This window comes from Streptomyces cinerochromogenes (assembly GCF_014648635.1).
Lineage (GTDB): Bacteria > Actinomycetota > Actinomycetes > Streptomycetales > Streptomycetaceae > Streptomyces > Streptomyces cinerochromogenes.
Genome location: NZ_BMRM01000026.1, coordinates 1 through 16,848 on the forward strand (window position 1 = coordinate 1; position 16,848 = coordinate 16,848).

General features: G+C 71.1%; 16 protein-coding genes and 1 riboswitch. Of the genes, 4 read left to right on the forward strand and 12 right to left on the reverse strand.

Annotation, left to right across the window (positions count from 1 at the left end):
- From IEZ20_RS35425 to nagB, 5 genes are all read right to left on the reverse strand, one after another.
- The coding region (locus IEZ20_RS35425) for a ribonucleotide reductase N-terminal alpha domain-containing protein (RefSeq protein WP_308434721.1) at positions 1-853 on the reverse strand (853 nt) is incomplete at its 3' end.
- A 164-nt stretch (positions 854-1,017) separates the two neighbouring features.
- Positions 1,018-1,119, reverse strand: a riboswitch (cobalamin riboswitch).
- Between the two features lie 196 nt (positions 1,120-1,315).
- Complete coding sequence (gene mctP, locus IEZ20_RS35430) at positions 1,316-2,944, reverse strand: monocarboxylate uptake permease MctP (RefSeq protein ID WP_189306451.1); 1,629 nt, start codon at positions 2,942-2,944, stop codon at positions 1,316-1,318.
- A complete protein-coding gene (locus tag IEZ20_RS35435; RefSeq protein ID WP_189306453.1) occupies positions 2,941-3,204 on the reverse strand; it encodes a DUF3311 domain-containing protein in 264 nt (87 codons plus the stop codon). Before IEZ20_RS35435 ends, mctP begins: the two co-directional genes overlap by 4 nt.
- Before the next feature lie 147 nt (positions 3,205-3,351).
- Positions 3,352-4,113 carry a GntR family transcriptional regulator gene (locus IEZ20_RS35440; protein WP_189306455.1) on the reverse strand — a complete coding sequence of 254 codons (762 nt, stop codon included), beginning with the start codon at positions 4,111-4,113 and terminating at the stop codon, positions 3,352-3,354.
- Between the two features lie 235 nt (positions 4,114-4,348).
- Positions 4,349-5,134, reverse strand: coding sequence for a glucosamine-6-phosphate deaminase (gene nagB / locus IEZ20_RS35445; RefSeq protein WP_189306457.1), 786 nt, complete (start codon positions 5,132-5,134; stop codon positions 4,349-4,351).
- Positions 5,135-5,665: 531 nt separating this feature from the next.
- Here nagB and IEZ20_RS35450 point away from each other — a divergent pair.
- Complete coding sequence (locus tag IEZ20_RS35450; protein WP_189306620.1) at positions 5,666-7,132, forward strand: PAS domain-containing sensor histidine kinase; 1,467 nt, start codon at positions 5,666-5,668, stop codon at positions 7,130-7,132.
- A 245-nt stretch (positions 7,133-7,377) separates the two neighbouring features.
- On the opposite strand, the gene IEZ20_RS35455 is transcribed toward IEZ20_RS35450, so the two are convergent.
- Positions 7,378-7,635: a WhiB family transcriptional regulator gene (locus IEZ20_RS35455; RefSeq protein WP_003992873.1), complete on the reverse strand. Its 258-nt coding sequence runs from the start codon at positions 7,633-7,635 to the stop codon at positions 7,378-7,380.
- 322 nt (positions 7,636-7,957) lie between these two features.
- Positions 7,958-8,926 carry a diacylglycerol/lipid kinase family protein gene (locus tag IEZ20_RS35460; protein ID WP_189306459.1) on the reverse strand — a complete coding sequence of 323 codons (969 nt, stop codon included), beginning with the start codon at positions 8,924-8,926 and terminating at the stop codon, positions 7,958-7,960.
- Positions 8,927-9,062: 136 nt separating this feature from the next.
- Between IEZ20_RS35460 and IEZ20_RS35465 the strand changes: the two genes are divergently transcribed.
- The gene (locus IEZ20_RS35465) at positions 9,063-9,524 is read left to right on the forward strand and encodes a hypothetical protein (RefSeq protein WP_189306461.1); all 462 of its coding nucleotides are present in this window, start codon (positions 9,063-9,065) and stop codon (positions 9,522-9,524) included.
- Between the two features lie 17 nt (positions 9,525-9,541).
- Here the strand turns inward: IEZ20_RS35465 and IEZ20_RS35470 are convergent, their stop codons facing one another.
- The 3 genes from IEZ20_RS35470 to IEZ20_RS35480 all read right to left on the reverse strand — a co-directional run bounded on the left by IEZ20_RS35470 (position 9,542) and on the right by IEZ20_RS35480 (position 11,714).
- Positions 9,542-10,654, reverse strand: a complete 1,113-nt coding sequence (locus tag IEZ20_RS35470) for an RNA polymerase sigma factor SigF (protein ID WP_230919389.1) — start codon at positions 10,652-10,654, stop codon at positions 9,542-9,544.
- A gap of 17 nt (positions 10,655-10,671) precedes the next feature.
- Complete coding sequence (locus IEZ20_RS35475; RefSeq protein WP_009190566.1) at positions 10,672-11,088, reverse strand: ATP-binding protein; 417 nt, start codon at positions 11,086-11,088, stop codon at positions 10,672-10,674.
- A 365-nt stretch (positions 11,089-11,453) separates the two neighbouring features.
- Entirely contained in the window at positions 11,454-11,714 is a 261-nt protein-coding gene (locus IEZ20_RS35480) for a UBP-type zinc finger domain-containing protein (protein WP_189306465.1), read from the reverse strand.
- Positions 11,715-11,774: 60 nt separating this feature from the next.
- On the opposite strand from IEZ20_RS35480, the gene IEZ20_RS35485 reads away from it, so the two are divergent.
- On the forward strand, positions 11,775-13,358 hold the full coding sequence (locus IEZ20_RS35485) for a Na+/H+ antiporter (RefSeq protein ID WP_189306467.1): 1,584 nt from the start codon (positions 11,775-11,777) through the stop codon (positions 13,356-13,358).
- 121 nt (positions 13,359-13,479) lie between these two features.
- On the opposite strand, the gene IEZ20_RS35490 is transcribed toward IEZ20_RS35485, so the two are convergent.
- Complete coding sequence (locus IEZ20_RS35490) at positions 13,480-14,403, reverse strand: 1-aminocyclopropane-1-carboxylate deaminase/D-cysteine desulfhydrase (RefSeq protein WP_189306469.1); 924 nt, start codon at positions 14,401-14,403, stop codon at positions 13,480-13,482.
- 80 nt (positions 14,404-14,483) lie between these two features.
- Entirely contained in the window at positions 14,484-15,077 is a 594-nt protein-coding gene (locus IEZ20_RS35495; protein WP_189306471.1) for an N-acetylmuramoyl-L-alanine amidase, read from the reverse strand.
- 324 nt (positions 15,078-15,401) lie between these two features.
- Here IEZ20_RS35495 and IEZ20_RS35500 point away from each other — a divergent pair, with 324 nt between their 5' ends.
- Positions 15,402-16,808: a family 2B encapsulin nanocompartment shell protein gene (locus IEZ20_RS35500; RefSeq protein WP_189306473.1), complete on the forward strand. Its 1,407-nt coding sequence runs from the start codon at positions 15,402-15,404 to the stop codon at positions 16,806-16,808.
- Positions 16,809-16,848: the final 40 nt, after the last annotated feature.

Consider the following 16,848-nt stretch of genomic DNA (forward strand, 5'->3'; position numbering starts at 1 on the left):
CGTCCAGGGTCTTCAGGAACGGCACGATGCCGTTGGAGTGCCCGTTCGTCCCCCGGATCAGCGAACCCCGCGAGCGGATACGGGAGTACGACAGACCGATGCCGCCGGCGTGCTTCGACAGCCGGGCCACCTGGTGGTAGCGGTCGTAGATGGAGTCCAGCTCGTCCAGCGGGGAGTCCAGCAGGTAGCAGGACGACATCTGGGGGTGCCGCGTGCCGGAGTTGAACAGGGTGGGGGAGGAGGGCAGGTAGTCCAGGCGGCTCATCAGGCCGTACAGCGCCGCGACTTCGTCCACCGAGCGGGCCGTGTCGTCCTCGGCGAGGCCGCTCGCCACGCGCAGCATGAAGTGCTGGGGCGTCTCGATCACCTTGCGGGTGAGGGGGTGGCGCAGCAGGTAGCGGCTGTAGAGGGTGCGCAGGCCGAAGTAGCCGAACCGGTCGTCGGCCGCGCGGTCGACCAGCGCGTCCAGCCGCTCGGCGTGCAGCCGCGCGAACTCGGCGGTGCGGTCGGCGATCAGGCCCTCGCGGTGCCCGACGGCGACGGACTCGGTGAAGGAGGTCACGCCCTGGGAGGCGGCCTCGTCCCGGATGGTGAGGGTCAGCAGCCGGGCGGCCAGCTTCGAGTAGGCGGGGTCCTCCGCGATCAGGCCGGCGGCGGCCTCCGTGGCCAGCTCGCGCAGCTCCGCCTCGTCGGCCCGCGAGGACCGGCCCCGCAGCGCGGCGGCGGCCACCCGGCCGGGATCGGCGTCGGGCAGGTCGGCGGTCAGCTCGGTCAGGGTCCGCAGCAGCGCGGCACCGGGACCGTCGGTCTCCAGCTCGCTGACTGAAGCCGGATCGGCTGGCGCGATGGTCACGTGGGGCTCTCCCTCGCTCGGCACGGGGGCCCGGCGGAGGGCAGGGGGCAGCCACGAGCGCACACGGCGTCGCGTCCACCGGCCCACTCCACGAGGCCCGGACGTTCGGAAACCCACCCGGACCGGACGGCCGGGTGTGCGCTGTCGGCAGGCAGTCGGACTCAACAGGCGCGCGGATGCACGCAGGTTCACCGTTGCGGGACAGTTCCGGAGTCGCACCGGATTCCCCTGCGGCGACAGCGAGCACGAGCATACATCTAGTGCCGGGTTGTCGTGGCACCCCCAGATGTTGTGCCGCTCTGCTCTCGGAGGGTCAACTCGTGGGCGTGGAGCGTGACACCGCCCGCGGCGCGCGGGGGCGGGCGTACACGCCGACGGGCCGCCGATGGTCGTGCCATCGGCGGCCCGCTGCGGGTGTGTCCGGTTGTCCGTGCCGTGGGTCCGCGCCCCTGCGGGCGTCCGTCAGTGGCCGGCGCCCGCGGTCGCCGGTGGCAGCTCCACCTCGACCCCGGGGTCGCCGGCGTCGGCCGTGTAGTCCTCCGGCCGGGTCTCGTCGACGCCCTCGGGGGCCTTCAGGGCCTTCAGGACGACGGTCAGGACCACGGTGACCAGAACGTTCAGGACGAACGCCGTGAGGCCGATGTAGCCGATCTCGCCGATGCCGGGGATTTCCTTGGCGTTGCCGCCGAAGTGCTTCTGCGTCGGCGAGGCGATGCCGTACGCGGCGGCCGTGCCGTAGACCATGCCGGCCGCCCAGCCGGCCAGCAGGGCCCAGCGGTGGAACCAGCGGGTGAACAGGCCGCCGACGAGGGCCGGGAAGGTCTGCAGGATCCAGATGCCGCCCAGCAGCTGGAAGTTGATGGCGACGGTCTTGTCCATGGTGAGGACGAAGACCAGGGCGCCGACCTTCACCAGCAGCGAGACGATCTTGGAGACCTGGGCCTCCTGCCGGGGCGTGGCGTCCGGCTTGATGAAGTCCCGGTAGATGTTGCGGGTGAAGAGGTTCGCCGCCGCGATCGACATGATGGCCGCCGGCACGAGCGCGCCGATGCCGATCGCCGCGAAGGCGACGCCCGCGAACCAGTCCGGGAACATGTCCTCGAACAACTGCGGGATGGCCAGCTGCCCGTTGGTGACCTTCACCCCGGCCGCGATCGCCATGAAGCCCAGCAGCGCCAGCAGACCCAGCATCAGGGAGTACAGCGGCAGGATCGTGGTGTTGCGGCGGATCACCTCACGGCTCCTGGACGACAGGGTCGCGGTGATCGAGTGCGGGTACATGAACAGCGCGAGCGCGGAACCGAGGGCCAGCGTGGCGTACGTCCACTGGTTCGCGTCCCCCGGCGCCAGCGCCCCGCGCGGCTTGCCGGTGGCCGGATTCACCTGGCTGAACGCCTCGCCCGCCTTGGCGAAGATGTCGTCGAAGCCGCCCAGCTTGATCGGGATGTAGATGATCGCCACCGCGATGACGATGTAGATCAGGGCGTCCTTGACGAACGCGATCAGCGCGGGGGCGCGCAGACCGGACGAGTAGGTGTAGGCCGCCAGCACACCGAAGGCGATCAGCAGCGGCAGGTCCTTCACGAACCAGTTGGTGTTCTCGCCGCCGCCCACGCCCATCACGTCCAGCACCGCCTGGATGCCGACGAGCTGGAGCGCGATGTACGGCATGGTGGCGAGGATGCCGGTCACCGCCACCGCCAGCGACAGGCCCTTCGAGCCGAACCGGCCGCGCACGAAGTCGGAGGTCGTGACGTACCCGTGCCGGTGCGAGACCGACCACAGGCGGGGCAGGAAGGTGAAGATCAGCGGGTACACCAGGATCGTGTACGGCACCGCGAAGAAGCCGGCCGCGCCCGCCGCGTAGATCGCCGCCGGTACCGCGACGAAGGTGTACGCCGTGTACAGGTCACCGCCGAGCAGGAACCAGGTGATCCAGGTGCCGAACGACCGGCCGCCCAGACCCCATTCGTCCAGGGAGTGCTCGTCCTCGGCCCTGCGCCAGCGCGCGGCCAGGAAGCCCATGACCGTGACGGCCAGGAAGAAGAAGATGAAGACGCCGAGCGCGACGCCGTTGACGCCGTCCTTCACTTCGCCGCACCCCCGTCCGCGCCCCTGCGGGCGCGCTGGTCACGCTGCCAGAGCTTGTACGCCAGCATGGTGAGCGCGGTGGAGATCAGCACCCAGAGCATCTGGTACCAGTAGAAGAACGGGATCCCGATGAACGCGGGATCCGTCTTGGCGTACGAGCCGACCCACAGCATCGCCACGAAGGGCGCGACGAGACACAGGGCGATGACCACCCGGCCCGGTGTCACCACCGGTGGTCTCACTTCAGGCGTTTCGGACATGCCACGGCTCCGTCCCCTCGCTGATCACCTGTAATGCGCAGGCAATCTAGGTGACGGTGTCGTCACAGTGGAAGACCTCGTCCGCATATCGGTATATCGATTCAGCGAACGTGCCGGACCCGCGGTCCTTCCGGCGCCCCCGCTCCGCTACTCCGCGGGCCGCTTCAGCCGGGCCACGAACTTGTACCGGTCCCCCCGGTACACCGAGCGCACCCACTCCACCGGCTTGCCCTCGCGGTCCAGCGAGTGGCGGGAGAGCATCAGCATCGGCAGGCCCACGTCGGTGCCGAGCAGGCCCGCCTCGCGCGGGGTGGCCAGGGAGGTCTCGATGGTCTCCTCGGCCTCGGCGAGGCGGACGTCGTAGACCTCGGCGAGCGCGGTGTACAGGGAGGTGTACTTCACCAGTGAGCGCCTGAGGGCCGGGAAACGCTTGGCCGACAGATGGGTGGTCTCGATCGCCATCGGCTCGCCGTTGGCCATGCGCAGCCGCTCGATGCGCAGCACGCGTCCGCCGGCGGTGATGTCGAGCAGCTCGGCGAGCCGGTCGTCCGCGGTGACGTACCCGATGTCCAGCAGCTGCGAGGTCGGCTCCAGGCCCTGGGCCCGCATGTCCTCGGTGTAGGAGGTGAGCTGCAGGGCCTGGGAGACCTTGGGCTTGGCCACGAACGTGCCCTTGCCCTGGATGCGCTCCAGCCGGCCCTCCACCACCAGCTCCTGCAGGGCCTGGCGCACCGTGGTGCGGGAGGTGTCGAACTCGGCGGCCAGCGTGCGCTCGGGCGGGACCGGTGTGCCCGGGGCCTGGGTCTCCGTCATGTCGAGCAGGTGCTTCTTCAAGCGGTAGTACTTGGGCACGCGCGCGGTACGGGTTGTGCCGGCCTCGTTCTCCGCACTGCTGACGTCGGTGCTCATGCTCTGCCTTCCCGGCTCCGGTGCCGAAAGCGACCGACATCCCATCGGCCACGGCTCACATCGTGGCACGGGTTGCCGTGTCAGCACTCCACCCGCACGCTCCGTGATCCCCTCTGTATACCGTCGCACCCGGTGTTGGTCTAGTCCAGCGCGAGGGCGGAGCGGGGGCAGGCGCAGGGGAGGCGTAAGGGGAGGAGGGGGAGGGGACCGGCTCCGCGGGGGCGGTCCCCCGTGATCAGATGCCCTGCCACTCCGGCTTGTTCGCGTAGGTGTGGCGGAAGTAGTCGGCCAGCTTGAGCTTGGACGCGGCGGCCTCGTCCACGACCACCGTGGCGTGCGGGTGGAGCTGGAGCGCGGAGGCGGGGCAGACGGCGGCGACCGGACCCTCGACGGTCGCGGCGACCGCGTCCGCCTTGCCCTCGCCGGTGGCCAGCAGCACCAGGTGCCGTGCCTCCAGGATCGTGCCGATGCCCTGGGTGATGACGTGGTGCGGGACCTGCTCGATGTCGCCGCCGAAGAAGCGGGCGTTGTCGATCCGCGTCTGCTCGGTCAGCGTCTTGATCCGGGTGCGCGAGGCGAGCGAGGAGCACGGCTCGTTGAAACCGATGTGCCCGTCGGTCCCGATGCCGAGCAGCTGCAGGTCCACCCCGCCGGCCTCGGCGAGCGCGCGGTCGTACGCCTCGCACGCCGCCTGGACGTCCTGGGCCGTGCCGTCCGGCCCCATGAACGCGTCCATGCCGATGCCGAGCGGCTCCAGCACCTCGCGGCGCAGCACCGAGCGGTAGGACTCGGGGTGGTCCGCGGGCAGCCCCACGTACTCGTCGAGCTGCGCTATCCGTGCCCGCGAGGCGTCCACGGAGCCGGCGCGGACCCTGGCGGTCAGCGCCTGGTAGATGGGCAGCGGGGTGGAGCCGGTGGCCACGCCGAGCAGGGCGTCGGGCTTGCGTCGCAGCAGCTGGGCCATGGCCTCGGCGATCAGCTCGCCGCCCGCCGCGGCGTCCGGAACGATGACAACTTCCACGCTGGGCCTGCCTTCTGAGAGGGCTCTGTGCGTCTCTATGTGGTTTAGACCAATCTAACAGAATCGGCGTTCGAGGGCGCTGAGGCGGGCCAGGGAGAGGGCCGCCGGAAGGGGCCGCCCGGGAGGCGGGCGACGGCGCACGCCGGGAGGGAGCGGATGCACTCGCGGAAATTGCCACGGCCATGTGGTCCCACGACCGACCCGGGCGGGCTAGGCTGCGTGGCATCGCGTGCCGGTGCCCTCGCGGCGGGACGCCTCCGCACCATGGACACGCCATCGTGGTCTAGTCCACAATCGAGAAGAACAAGCCTCCGTCTTCCCCGCACAGGAAGGCGGACAGAGGAACCGGCGCTCTCTGCCCTGACTGCTCCGGCTCCTCGACCTTCGGCCGACCGGGACCGCACACCCCGCGGCCGATGATGCTCCGGGCTGCGGTGCCGGGAGGGTTGAGGGTCCCTTCCAGGCGCCGCGGCCCGCGGGTGTTTTTTCGGCCATCCACGAGGCCCGGGTACGCTCGCAGACGTGCCCTCCATGAACGAACTCGTACGCCAGCACACCGCCCTCGACGACTCCGATCTCGAGTGGCTCCACCTGCTGGTCTCGGAGTGGCAGCTGCTCTCCGACCTCTCCTTCGCCGACCTGGTGCTGTGGGTCCCCACCCGGGACGGCACCCGGTACGTCTCGGTCGCCCAGATGCGGCCCAACACCGGCCCGACCTCCTACCAGGACGACATGGTCGGCCACCTGGTCCCGCGCGGCCGGCGGCCCATGCTGGACGCCGCCCTGGACGAGGGCCGGATCGTGCGCGAGGGCGACCCGGAGTGGCGCGAGGAGGTCCCCGTACGGGTCGAGTCCATCCCCGTGCGCCGTGAGGGCCGCGTCCTCGGGGTGATCGCCCGGAACACCAACCTGCTCACCGTGCGTACCCCGAGCCGGCTGGAGCTGACCTATCTCCAGAGCGCCTCCGACCTGGCGCAGATGATCGCCGCCGGCTCCTTCCCCTTCCCCGACCAGCAGGTCGACATGGACGCCTCCCCGCGCGTCGGCGACGGCCTGATCCGGCTGGACGCGGACGGCATCGTCCAGTACGCCTCCCCGAACGCGCTGTCCGCCTACCACCGGCTCGGCCTCGCCTCCGACCTGGTCGGCCACCACCTGGGACAGACCACGGCCGAACTCGCCCCGACCCGGGGCCCCGTGGACGAGGCACTGGCCAAGGTGGCCAGCGGCTGGGCGCCGCGCGAGTTCGAGATCGAGGCCCACGACGGCGTCATCCAGTTCCGGGCCATCCCGCTCAAGCCCAAGGGCACGCGCATCGGTTCGCTGGTGCTGCTCCGCGACGTCACCGAACTGCGCCGCCGCGAACGCGAGTTGATCACCAAGGACGCCACCATCCGGGAGATCCACCACCGGGTGAAGAACAACCTCCAGACGGTCGCCGCGCTGCTCCGGCTCCAGGCCCGGCGCATCGAGTCCGAGCGCGGCCGGGAGGCGCTGGAGGAGGCGGTCCGCCGGGTCGGCTCCATCGCCATCGTCCATGAGACGTTGTCTCAGAACCTGGATGAGCGGGTGGAGTTCGACGACATCGCCGACCGGGTGCTCGCCATGGTGGCCGAGATCTCGCCGGGCAAGGTGGCCGGCCGGCGCAGCGGACGGTTCGGGATACTCGACGCCGAGGTCGCCACCCCGCTGTCCATGGTCCTCACCGAGATCCTGCAGAACGCCCTGGAGCACGGCTTCCGCGAGGGCGACACCGGCACGGTCGAGGTCTCGGCGGTGCGGGGCGGCACCACCAGGGAGGCCCGGCTGCTGGTCACCGTCCAGGACGACGGGGTCGGCCTGCCCGAGGGCTTCGACCCGCACCGCTCGGGCAACCTCGGCCTGCAGATCGTACGGACGCTGGTGGAGGGCGAGTTGGGCGGATCCTTCGACATGCTGCCGGCGCCGGGGCGGGGGACCCGGGTGATCCTCGACATTCCGGTGCGGGCGCAGAAGTAGGCACCTTCCTCTCCCGGGAAGGGGCTCCGTCTCTTCCCGGGAAGGGGCTCGGCGGCGCACTCGCGGCAGGGTGCCCGAGCACAGCAAAAAGCCCCGGACCGCCATTGGTCCGAGGCTCGTGCTCGTTGCTGCTCTGCTAAATCGCTAGCGGCATCGGGGGATACTGCGCGCTGCGGCTCGGGGGCGGGAGATGCGCACGTGCTGTGCGCGCCGCCAAGCTCAGGCTGTCAGCAGGGGTGGGTGTGTCAGGCGGAGGCCTGACGAGCCCGGTTGCGAGCGGCGCGGCGCTTCATGGCGCGGCGCTCGTCCTCGCTGAGACCACCCCAGACGCCGGAGTCCTGGCCGGACTCAAGCGCCCACTGCAGACACTGCTCGATCACCGGGCAGCGACGGCAGACGGCCTTGGCTTCCTCGATCTGCAGCAGCGCAGGACCGGTGTTGCCGATGGGGAAGAAGAGCTCGGGGTCTTCCTCGCGGCAAACGGCGTTGTGACGCCAGTCCATGGCTGCTACCTCTCCTTGGTATTACGTGCAAGTTGCTTGTGAATGTGAACGCTTTCACGAATCCCTCAACAAGTGAAGGGCCGACCGCCGAGTCTTCACCCGGCGTGGTCCTGTGTTTTGAAGAGGGGTTCCGGTGATCAGTGGAGGCCGGTGTTGCGGGCCGTCCCGATCGCCACGTAGAGACTCGCAAACCTCAGCGGCGGATACAACCCCTTCCGGAAAGTTTTTTTTGATTCCTCGGTGTCGACTAGGTCACAGCCGTACTTCCATGGGGTGGATCCTGGCCTAAACGTTCGAGTGAAAGGACTTTCGCCCGTTCCGCTCACACAATCACACGCAGTGCACGGCGTACGCCTGTGAACGTCACGCTCGTGCGCAGCCCCAGGTGGTCACCGTCCATCTGCAGGGGCAGAGGCACCTTCGAATGCAAGGTGAACTGGTCCAGATCGTGCAGGGAGAGGGCGTGCTTGCCATGCGGTCCCCGGTCGGGGGACGAAGTGAGCAACTGGGTGCCATACCGGGCAACCGCGGCCGTCGACAGGCGGCTGAGACCGAGCACGTCGATGCCGGTGTCGAACGAGGCCTTAGGTGACGTATACATGGGGCGATTGCCGAGATACGTCCACGGGGACGTGTTCGAGACTATGGCGACGACCAGGTCCTCGACCGGGTCCGCGCCGGGCCGCTCCAGAGTGATGGAGCCGTGCCGGCGGTTCGGCTCGCCGAGGAACTGCCGGATCACCTGGCGGACGTAGAGAGCGTGCGTCGACTTCTTCCCGCGCTCACGCTGCTGCTCGACCCGGCCCACCACGCCGGCGTCGAACCCGAGCCCGGCGTTGAAGGTGAACCAGCGGGCCGGCACGGCCTCGTCCTCGGTGCCCGCCGGGCCGGAGGTCAGCCCCAGGCCGACGACCCGCTCGCTGCCCTCGCGCAGCGCGTCCAGCAGTGCCCCGGTGGCCTCGACGGGATCGTTGGGCAGGCCCAGGGCGCGGGCGAAGACGTTCGTGGAACCGCCGGGGACGACGGCCAGACCGGGCAGGCGGTCCGGGGCGGGGCCGGCGTGCAGGAGGCCGTTGACGACCTCGTTCACCGTGCCGTCGCCGCCGAGGGCCACCACCAGGTCGATGTCGTCGCTCTCCGCCGCCTGCCGGCCGAGGTCGCGGGCGTGGCCGCGGTACTCGGTGGTGACCGCCTCCAGCTTCATCTCGCTCGCCAGCGCGTGGATCAGCACGTCACGTCTGCGTGCGCTTGTGGTGGTAGCCGCCGGATTGACCACGAGAAGTGCACGCATGCAAGGCAGCGTACCTACTGGGGGGTACTCGGCCCAGACCGAGGTAGGGATCCGGTAAGAGACCAGGGCGTGAGCCTGGACACTCGGGGGCGCGGGGCGCGGCCGGGCGCCGGAGGGGGAGGGCTACCCTGCTGGGGTGAGCAGTCAGCAGAACCCCGCCCCGGACACCGCCGAAGCCGCCGCAGCCGACCCGGCCGCCGAGCCGCGCCCGCGCCGGCTGACGTACGCGGCGGCGCTGGCCGGACTGGAGGGCGCCGCCCTCATGGCCGGCGGCCTGTGGGTGCTCGTCCTCGGACTCGCCGGCGAACCGGACGACCGGCAGCAGGCCGTGACCCTCGGGATCACCCTGGTCGTCCTCGCGCTGCTGCCGCTGCTCGCCGCGCGCGGTCTGCTGCTGCGACGCGGCTGGAGCCGGGGGCCCGCGGTGATCACCCAGGTCCTGGCCCTTCCGGTGGCCTACAACCTGCTCCACTCCGACGGTGTCGCCATCCCGGTGGGCATCGTCGTGACGGCTGTCGCCATGGCGGCGCTGGTGCTCCTCGTCAACGGGGAGACGACCCGGGCCCTCGGGATCAGGGGACCGGGCCGGTCCGAGTAGGACCCGCCGGTCCGGTCCTACTCCTCGACGAGGAGCTTCTCCCGCAGCTGGGCCAGTGTGCGGGCCAGCAGCCGGGAGACGTGCATCTGGGAGATGCCGACCTCCTGCGCGATCTGCGACTGGGTCATGTTCCCGAAGAAGCGCAGCAGCAGGATCCGCTTCTCGCGCGGCGGCAGGTCCTCCAGCAGTGGCTTGAGGGACTCGCGGTACTCCACGCCCTCCAGCGCCTCGTCCTCGGCGCCCAGGGTGTCGGCGACCGCGGGCGACTCGTCGTCCGTGTCGGGGACGTCCAGGGACAGCGTGGAGTACGCGTTGGCGGACTCCAGGCCCTCCAGGACCTCCTCCTCGGAGATGGCGAGCTTCTCGGCCAGCTCGTGCACGGTCGGGGACCGGCCGTGCAGCTGGGACAGCTCGGCCGTCGCGGTGGTCAGCGCGAGCCGCAGCTCCTGGAGCCGGCGCGGCACCCGGACCGCCCAGCCCTTGTCGCGGAAGTGCCGCTTGATCTCGCCGACGACGGTCGGGGTGGCGTACGTGGAGAACTCCACACCGCGCTCGGGATCGAACCGGTCGACGGACTTGATCAGACCGATCGTCGCGACCTGCGTGAGGTCGTCCAGCGGCTCGCCGCGGTTGCGGAAGCGGCGCGCCAGGTGCTCCACGAGCGGCAGGTGCATGCGGACCAGCTGGTTGCGCAGCTCCGCGTACTCCGTGCTGCCCTCCCGCAGGGTGCGCAGCTCGATGAACTTCGCCCGTGCCCCGCTGCGGTCCTGGGCGTCGTGCTGCACGGCCTGTACGGCCTCCGTGCCCGGCGCGTCGTCCTCGGCGTGTCGCTCGTGCTCGCTCATCGTCCCGCCCGTAGCCCTTCCCCGAGGCCTCGCCCCCGCTCGGACCCCGGTTCCGGCGCCGTCGCGTGCCGGGGGCGGTGTGCCGTCCGCGGCATCGTCACCGCCGGCTCGCGCGGAGTCGTCCTCCGGGTGCGGCCTGGCCTGCTCGGGGATGCCGTCGATGCCGTCCGCCATGCGCCGGGAACCGTCCCGGGGATCCGCCCCGGAGGTCTCGGCGCTGGTCGACCAGGGGGCACCCCCGTCCCCGGTCGGCAGCTCCCGTGTGCCGCGCTCTTCGTCCCGCACCGGCCCGTCCCCGTTCCTCACGCCGGCCCGGGGCCGGCGCCGCGCTGTTTGTAGAGGCTGATCGAGACCGTCTTGTCCTCGTCCACGGCGGACGAGACCTTGCCCGCGAGGGCCGACAGCACGGTCCAGGCGAAGGTGTCCCGCGACGGGGCGTGGCCGTCCGTGGTCGGCGCGGACACCGTGACCTCGAGCGAGTCGTCCACGAGCCGGAAGACACAGCTGAGCACCGAGCCGGGCACGGCTTGCTGGAGCAGGATCGCGCAGGCCTCGTCCACGGCGATGCGCAGGTCCTCGATCTCGTCCAGGGTGAAGTCCAAGCGGGCCGCCAGACCGGCCGTGGCCGTCCGCAGCACCGACAGGTAGGCACCCGCAGCCGGAAGCCGGACTTCCACGAAGTCCTGGTTCGCCGCGGGCTCGCCTGCGATCTGGGACACCCTCACCTCCATGGTGGTACAAGCTTTACGGGGCCGAGGGTCGCCCCCCGGGGTAACGCGTACGTGGTTCAAGCGGTGACGCTATCGCGCTCCGAACGTTGCTGTCCCCGGGACCCCAACCCCCTGGCGTCACTCACAGTAAAGCTGTGGATACGCTCCGTGTCTAGAGGGTTTGCGGGCCCAAATGGGAAGAGCGCGCGCCGGGTTGACGTACCCAGAGGTCAGACGCTCGAACCGTCGTGCGGCAGCCGCCGCATGCAGTGTCACACGAGAAGGCGGTCGGGCGGGACGGTCTCGCCCACACGAGCACATCTCACCAGCTCAGGAGCACGGGTCGCACGAGCCCGTGGTCGTACGGGCACGGGTCACACGAGCACGTGGTCGACGAAGCACCACCGCCAGTCCTCGCCGGGCTCGAAGGTCCGCATCACCGGGTGACCCGACTTCTCGTGGTGCTCCGTCGCGTGCCGGCCCGGCGAGGAGTCGCAGCAGCCGACGTGACCGCAGGTGAGGCACAACCGCAGCTGTACGGGGTGGGTGCCGTCCCGCAGGCACTCGGGACAGGTCGGGTCGAGGGGCTCCGGTTCCGGGTGCGGCAGCGCGGCGGCGTGCGTGCACTGTTTCATGATTGCCAGATTACGACGGGCGTGCGGGTGGCCGCGCGAAGACGAGGGTGGGCGAAGACCATGGACGTGATGCCGCTGCTGTTGCTGGTGGCGGGCAGTGCCGCGGTGGCCGCGGCGGCGCGGCGCACCCCCGTGCCGGCGCCCCTGCTGCTGGTCGCGGCGGGCCTGGTGGTCTCGTACATCCCCGGTGTGCCGTCCTACACCCTCGATCCGCACATCGTCCTGCCGCTGCTGCTGCCCCCGCTGCTGTACACCTCGGCGACCGACAGCTCCTACCTCGACCTGCGGGCGCAGCTGCGGCCGGTGGCGCTGCTCTCGGTGGGCTACGTGCTCTTCGCGACCGTCGTCGTCGGCTGGGCCGCCCATCTGCTCGTCCCCGGTCTGCCGCTGACCGCCGCGCTGGTGCTGGGCGCGGTGGTGGCCCCGCCGGACGCGGTGGCGGCGACGGCGGTCGCGCGCCGGGTCGGCCTGCCCTCCCGGATCACCACCATCCTGCAGGGCGAGTCCCTGCTGAACGACGCCACGGCGATCACTGCCTACAAGGTCGCGCTCGGCGCGGCCGTCGGCGCGGGGGCCACCTGGGCCGGCGGCATCCGCGAGTTCGCGCTCGCCGCGATCGGCGGTGTCGGCATCGGCCTCGTCCTCATGGCGCCCCTGCACTGGCTGCGCACCCACCTGACCGAGCCCCTGCTGCAGAACACGCTCTCGCTGCTGATCCCGTTCGTCGCCTACGGCGTCGCCGAGGGCGCCCACGCCTCCGGGGTGCTCGCGGTCGTGGTCGTCGCCCTGTACCTCGGCCACCGCGCGTGGGAGGTCGACTTCGCCACCCGGCTCCAGGAGGAGGCGGTGTGGAAGATGGTCGCCTTCGTACTGGAGTCCGCGGTCTTCGCCCTCATCGGTCTGCAGCTGCCGATCGTCCTCAAGCGGCTCGGCGAGTACGAGGGCGCCTCCGCCGCCTGGTACGCGGTCGCCGTCTTCGTGGTCGTGGTGGTGGCCCGGTTCGTCTGGGTCTACCCGGCCACCTTCCTGCCCCGGCTGCTGTCCGCGCGCATCAGGGAGCGCGAGGAGAACCCCACCTGGCGGGGCGCGATGGTCACCTCGTGGGCCGGCATGCGCGGTGTCGTCTCCCTGGCCATCGCCTTCGCGATCCCGCCGACCATGCCCGACGGCCCCCGCAACCTGATCCTCTTCCTGACCTTCACCACCGTCATCGGCACCCTCGTCGTCCAGGGCGTGACGCTGCCGCCGCTGATCCGGCTGCTGCGGTTCCCCGGCCGCGACCGGCAGGCCGAGACGCTCGCCGAGGCCAACGCCCAGGCGCAGGCCTCGCGGGCCGCGGAGGCCCGGCTGGACGACCTCCTCTCCGACGAGCGCAACACCCTGCCGCCGCCGCTCGCCGACCGGCTGCGCATGGTCCTGGAGCGTCGTCGCAACGCCGTCTGGGAGCGGCTCGGCCAGGTCAACCCGGTCACCGGCGAGTCCGTGGACGACACCTACCGCCGGCTTTCCCGCGAGATGATCAGCGCCGAACGCGAGGTCTTCGTCAAGCTCCGCGACCTGCGCTACATCGACGACGAGATGCTGCGCGCGCTGCTGAGACGCCTGGACCTGGAGGAGGCGGCGGCCTTCAGGGAGGCCCACTAGCGTTCCGCTCCGGGGCGTTGCCGGGCTGTGGGCGACCGTCCGGGGCGTGGGGCGGTTGTGCGGGGCGGGGCGTGCGCGCCGGCCGGCTGCGGGGGGTACGGGGTGGTCGCGGTGGAGCCGCTTACGGGGCGGCTGCCGGGGGCTCCGGGAACGGCCGTCCCGTGACGACGGCGGCGATCGTCGTCCCGCGCGCGAAGGCGCCCTCCTCCGCCAGGGCGACGAGTCCGTACAGCAACTTGGCGACATAGAGACGCTCCACGGGCAGTCCGTGGCGCTGCTCGAAGTCCCGTGCGAAATCCTCCAGGGCCGGGGTCGTACGGGCGTAACCGCCGCAGTGGAAGCGGTCGTCCAGGGACCAGGTGCCGCTGCGGGCGCCGAAGGCACGTTCCTGCAGGTCCCGTATCCCGTCCTCCAGGAAGCCGCCCCTCAGGACCGGTATGCCGAGCGCGCGCTGCCTCGCCGCCAGCCCGGCGGCGAGGCCGGCCAGGGTGCCGCCGGTGCCGCAGGCGACCGCGACGACCTCGGCGTGACCGCGCAGCTCCGCGCCGAGGTCACGGCAGCCGCGCACCGCCTCGGCGTTGCTGCCGCCCTCGGGGACGACGTACGCGTCCTCGGCGCCGGCCGCGCGCAGGATCGCGGACAGGGTCTCCGGTTCGGTCTTGCGGCGGTACGTCGACCGGTCCACGAAGTGCAGCCGCATGCCGTCGGCCGCGCACCGGGCCAGGGACGGGTTGAGCGGGCGGTCCGCCAGCTCCTGGCCCCGGACCACTCCGGTGGTGGACAGGCCCAGCAGGCGGCCCGCGGCGGCGGTGGCCCGCAGGTGGTTCGAATAGGCCCCGCCGAAGGTGACCAGCGCGCGGCCGTGCGCCGCCGCGATGTTCGGCACCAGCTTGCGCCACTTGTTGCCGATCAGCTCCGGGTGGATGAGATCGTCCCGCTTGAGCACCAGCCGGAGCCCGCGACGGCCGAAACGGTCGTCACGTATCTCGTGCAGGGGGGAGGGGAGGCGGGGGGTGAGGGGGGTGAGCGGGTCGGGGCTGGTCACGGCTTCATTGTCGCCCGCCGCCCGCCGCCCGCCGCCCGCCGCGCGTCGCCGGTCGTCCGCCCGCCCCCGCCCCCGCGCCGCTACCCCTTCAGCCGCTCGGCGACCCGTTCCCTCAGCCAGGACATCGAGAAGCCCCGCGGGTCGATCTTCCCCGGCTGCCACTCCAGGTGGCCGATGACGGACCGTTCCGTCCACCCGTGGTGCCGGCACAGCGCCGCGGCGACCCGCTCGACGGCATCCAGCTGTTCCTCCGGCCACGGGTCCTCCCCGTCGCCGAGGTTCTCGCACTCGAAGCCGTAGAAGTGCCGGTTGCCGTCGGTGTTCGCCTCGTTGTCCGGCGGCAGCCCCTTCTCGGCGATCACCGCGCGCAGGACCTCGTCGTCACCCAGCCCGGCGTGGTTGGCGCGGCCGTAGCCGACCAGGTGCACCGTGCCGTCCTTCGTGATCACGCCGTGGCACAGCGGTCCGGGCAGGCCGTCGTAGCCGTCGCGGCACAGCTCCACGGTGCGCTCGCTGCCGCGGGTCACCGTGTGGTGGATCATCACGCCGTGGACGGGCCCCCAGGGGCCCTTGTGGTTGCGGTTGTGGTGCTGCCAGTCGCCGACCTCGGCGACCGTGACGCCCTCCGCCCTGAGCGCGTCCAGAAAGCCGCTCGCCGACATGGGTGGGGCCATGCCCGACTCCTTCGTGCCGTGCCCGCCCGGCCGACGGTCGCGGCCGGATGTCCTGCCTGCTTCTACCGAAACCGGACGTCCCGGTACACATCGTTCGTATGGTGTGCGAGCCGATCCGGACAGCCGGGGCGCGCCGTAGAGGTCGGACGGGTCGGCAAGGGGTGGGGCCGGGGTGGGCGAGGTCCCTCTTTCTGCCCGCTAATCCGATGATCCATTCCCGCTCTTTCGGGTAATGGCGCCACCACGCTCCGTGCTGGAAGGCTCGGACGCGAGACCGGTGCTCGTGCGCATCGGCACCGGGCACGACACGGGAGGCATTTCTTTATGTCGGTAGGCGAAGAGGTCCGCACGGATCAGGGCAGGCCGCAGCAGTCCCTCGGGACGGCGGCAGCGCGGAACCTGGCCACCACCACCAAGTCCGTTCCGCAGATGCAGGAGATCAGCTCCCGCTGGCTGCTGCGCACGCTTCCCTGGGTCGACCTCCAGGGCGGCACCTACCGGGTGAACAGGAGGCTGACCTACGCCGTCGGCGACGGTCGCATCACCTTCGTCAAGACCGGCGACCAGGTCGAGGTCATCCCCAACGAACTGGGCGAACTGCCCGCCCTGCGGGCGTACGAGGACGAGGAGGTGCTGACGGAGCTGGCCCGGCGCTGCCGTCAGCGCGACTTCGCGCCCGGCGAGGTGATCGCCGACTTCGGCAACCGGACGGACGAGGTCTACCTGCTCGCGCACGGCCGCGTGGAGAAGATCGGCACGGGACCCTACGGCGACGACGCCGTGCTCGGCGTCCTCGCCGACGGCGCCTACTTCGGCGACCAGTCGCTGCTCGACCCGGAGGCGATCTGGGAGTACACCGTCCGCGCGGACACCCCGACCACGGTGCTGATCCTCGGCCGCCAGGACTTCGAACAGGTCGCGGAGCGCTCCGACTCGCTGCGCGCGCACCTCGAACGCCTGCGCGCGATCCCGGAGCAGCGGACCAACAAGTACGGCGAGAAGGAGGTCGAGCTGGCGGCCGGCCACTCCGGCGAGCCCGACATCCCGCACACCTTCGTGGACTACGAGCCACGGCCCCGCGAGTACGAACTGAGCATCGCCCAGACCGTGCTGCGCATCCACACGCGCGTGGCCGACCTCTACAACCAGCCGATGAACCAGACCGAGCAGCAGCTGCGGCTGACGGTCGAGGCGCTGAAGGAGCGCCAGGAGCACGAGCTGGTCAACAACCCGGAGTTCGGCCTGCTCAGCAACTGCGAGTACGACCAGCGGATCCAGCCGCACGACGGCGTGCCCAGCCCGGACGACCTGGACGAGCTGCTCAGCCGCCGCCGGGGCACCAAGCTCCTGCTGGCCCACCCGCGCGCGATCGCCGCGATCGGGCGCGAGCTGAACAAGCGGGGGCTGGTCCCGGAGACCATCGACATCGCCGGCAACCGCATCCCCACCTGGCGCGGGGTGCCGATCTACCCGTGCAACAAGATCCCGGTCAGCGAGGCCCGTACGACCTCCATCATCGCCATGCGTACCGGCGAGGCCGAGCAGGGTGTCATCGGCCTGAGGCAGTCCGGCATCCCGGACGAGATCGAGCCGAGCCTGTCGGTCCGGTTCATGGGCATCAACGAACAGGCCATCATCAAGTACCTGGTGACGGCGTACTACTCGGCCGCGGTCCTGGTGCCCGACGCGCTCGGCGTGCTGGAGAACGTCGAGATCGGCCGGTGGAGGTGACGTTTCCGCACGTCGCGGCCGTGTTCCCGCCCGCCGGTGC

Bases quoted from the DNA above. Each gene is read 5' to 3' on its own strand.
- IEZ20_RS35455 (WP_003992873.1), bottom strand. From the start codon at position 7,635: ATGGACTGGCGTCACAACGCCGTTTGCCGCGAGGAAGACCCCGAGCTC.
- IEZ20_RS35440 (WP_189306455.1), bottom strand. From the start codon at position 4,113: ATGAGCACCGACGTCAGCAGTGCGGAGAACGAGGCCGGCACAACCCGT.
- IEZ20_RS35450 (WP_189306620.1), top strand. From the start codon at position 5,666: ATGAACGAACTCGTACGCCAGCACACCGCCCTCGACGACTCCGATCTC.
- IEZ20_RS35485 (WP_189306467.1), top strand. From the start codon at position 11,775: ATGGACGTGATGCCGCTGCTGTTGCTGGTGGCGGGCAGTGCCGCGGTG.
- IEZ20_RS35460 (WP_189306459.1), bottom strand. From the start codon at position 8,926: ATGCGTGCACTTCTCGTGGTCAATCCGGCGGCTACCACCACAAGCGCA.
- IEZ20_RS35495 (WP_189306471.1), bottom strand. From the start codon at position 15,077: ATGGCCCCACCCATGTCGGCGAGCGGCTTTCTGGACGCGCTCAGGGCG.
- IEZ20_RS35435 (WP_189306453.1), bottom strand. From the start codon at position 3,204: ATGTCCGAAACGCCTGAAGTGAGACCACCGGTGGTGACACCGGGCCGG.
- IEZ20_RS35500 (WP_189306473.1), top strand. From the start codon at position 15,402: ATGTCGGTAGGCGAAGAGGTCCGCACGGATCAGGGCAGGCCGCAGCAG.
- IEZ20_RS35480 (WP_189306465.1), bottom strand. From the start codon at position 11,714: ATGAAACAGTGCACGCACGCCGCCGCGCTGCCGCACCCGGAACCGGAG.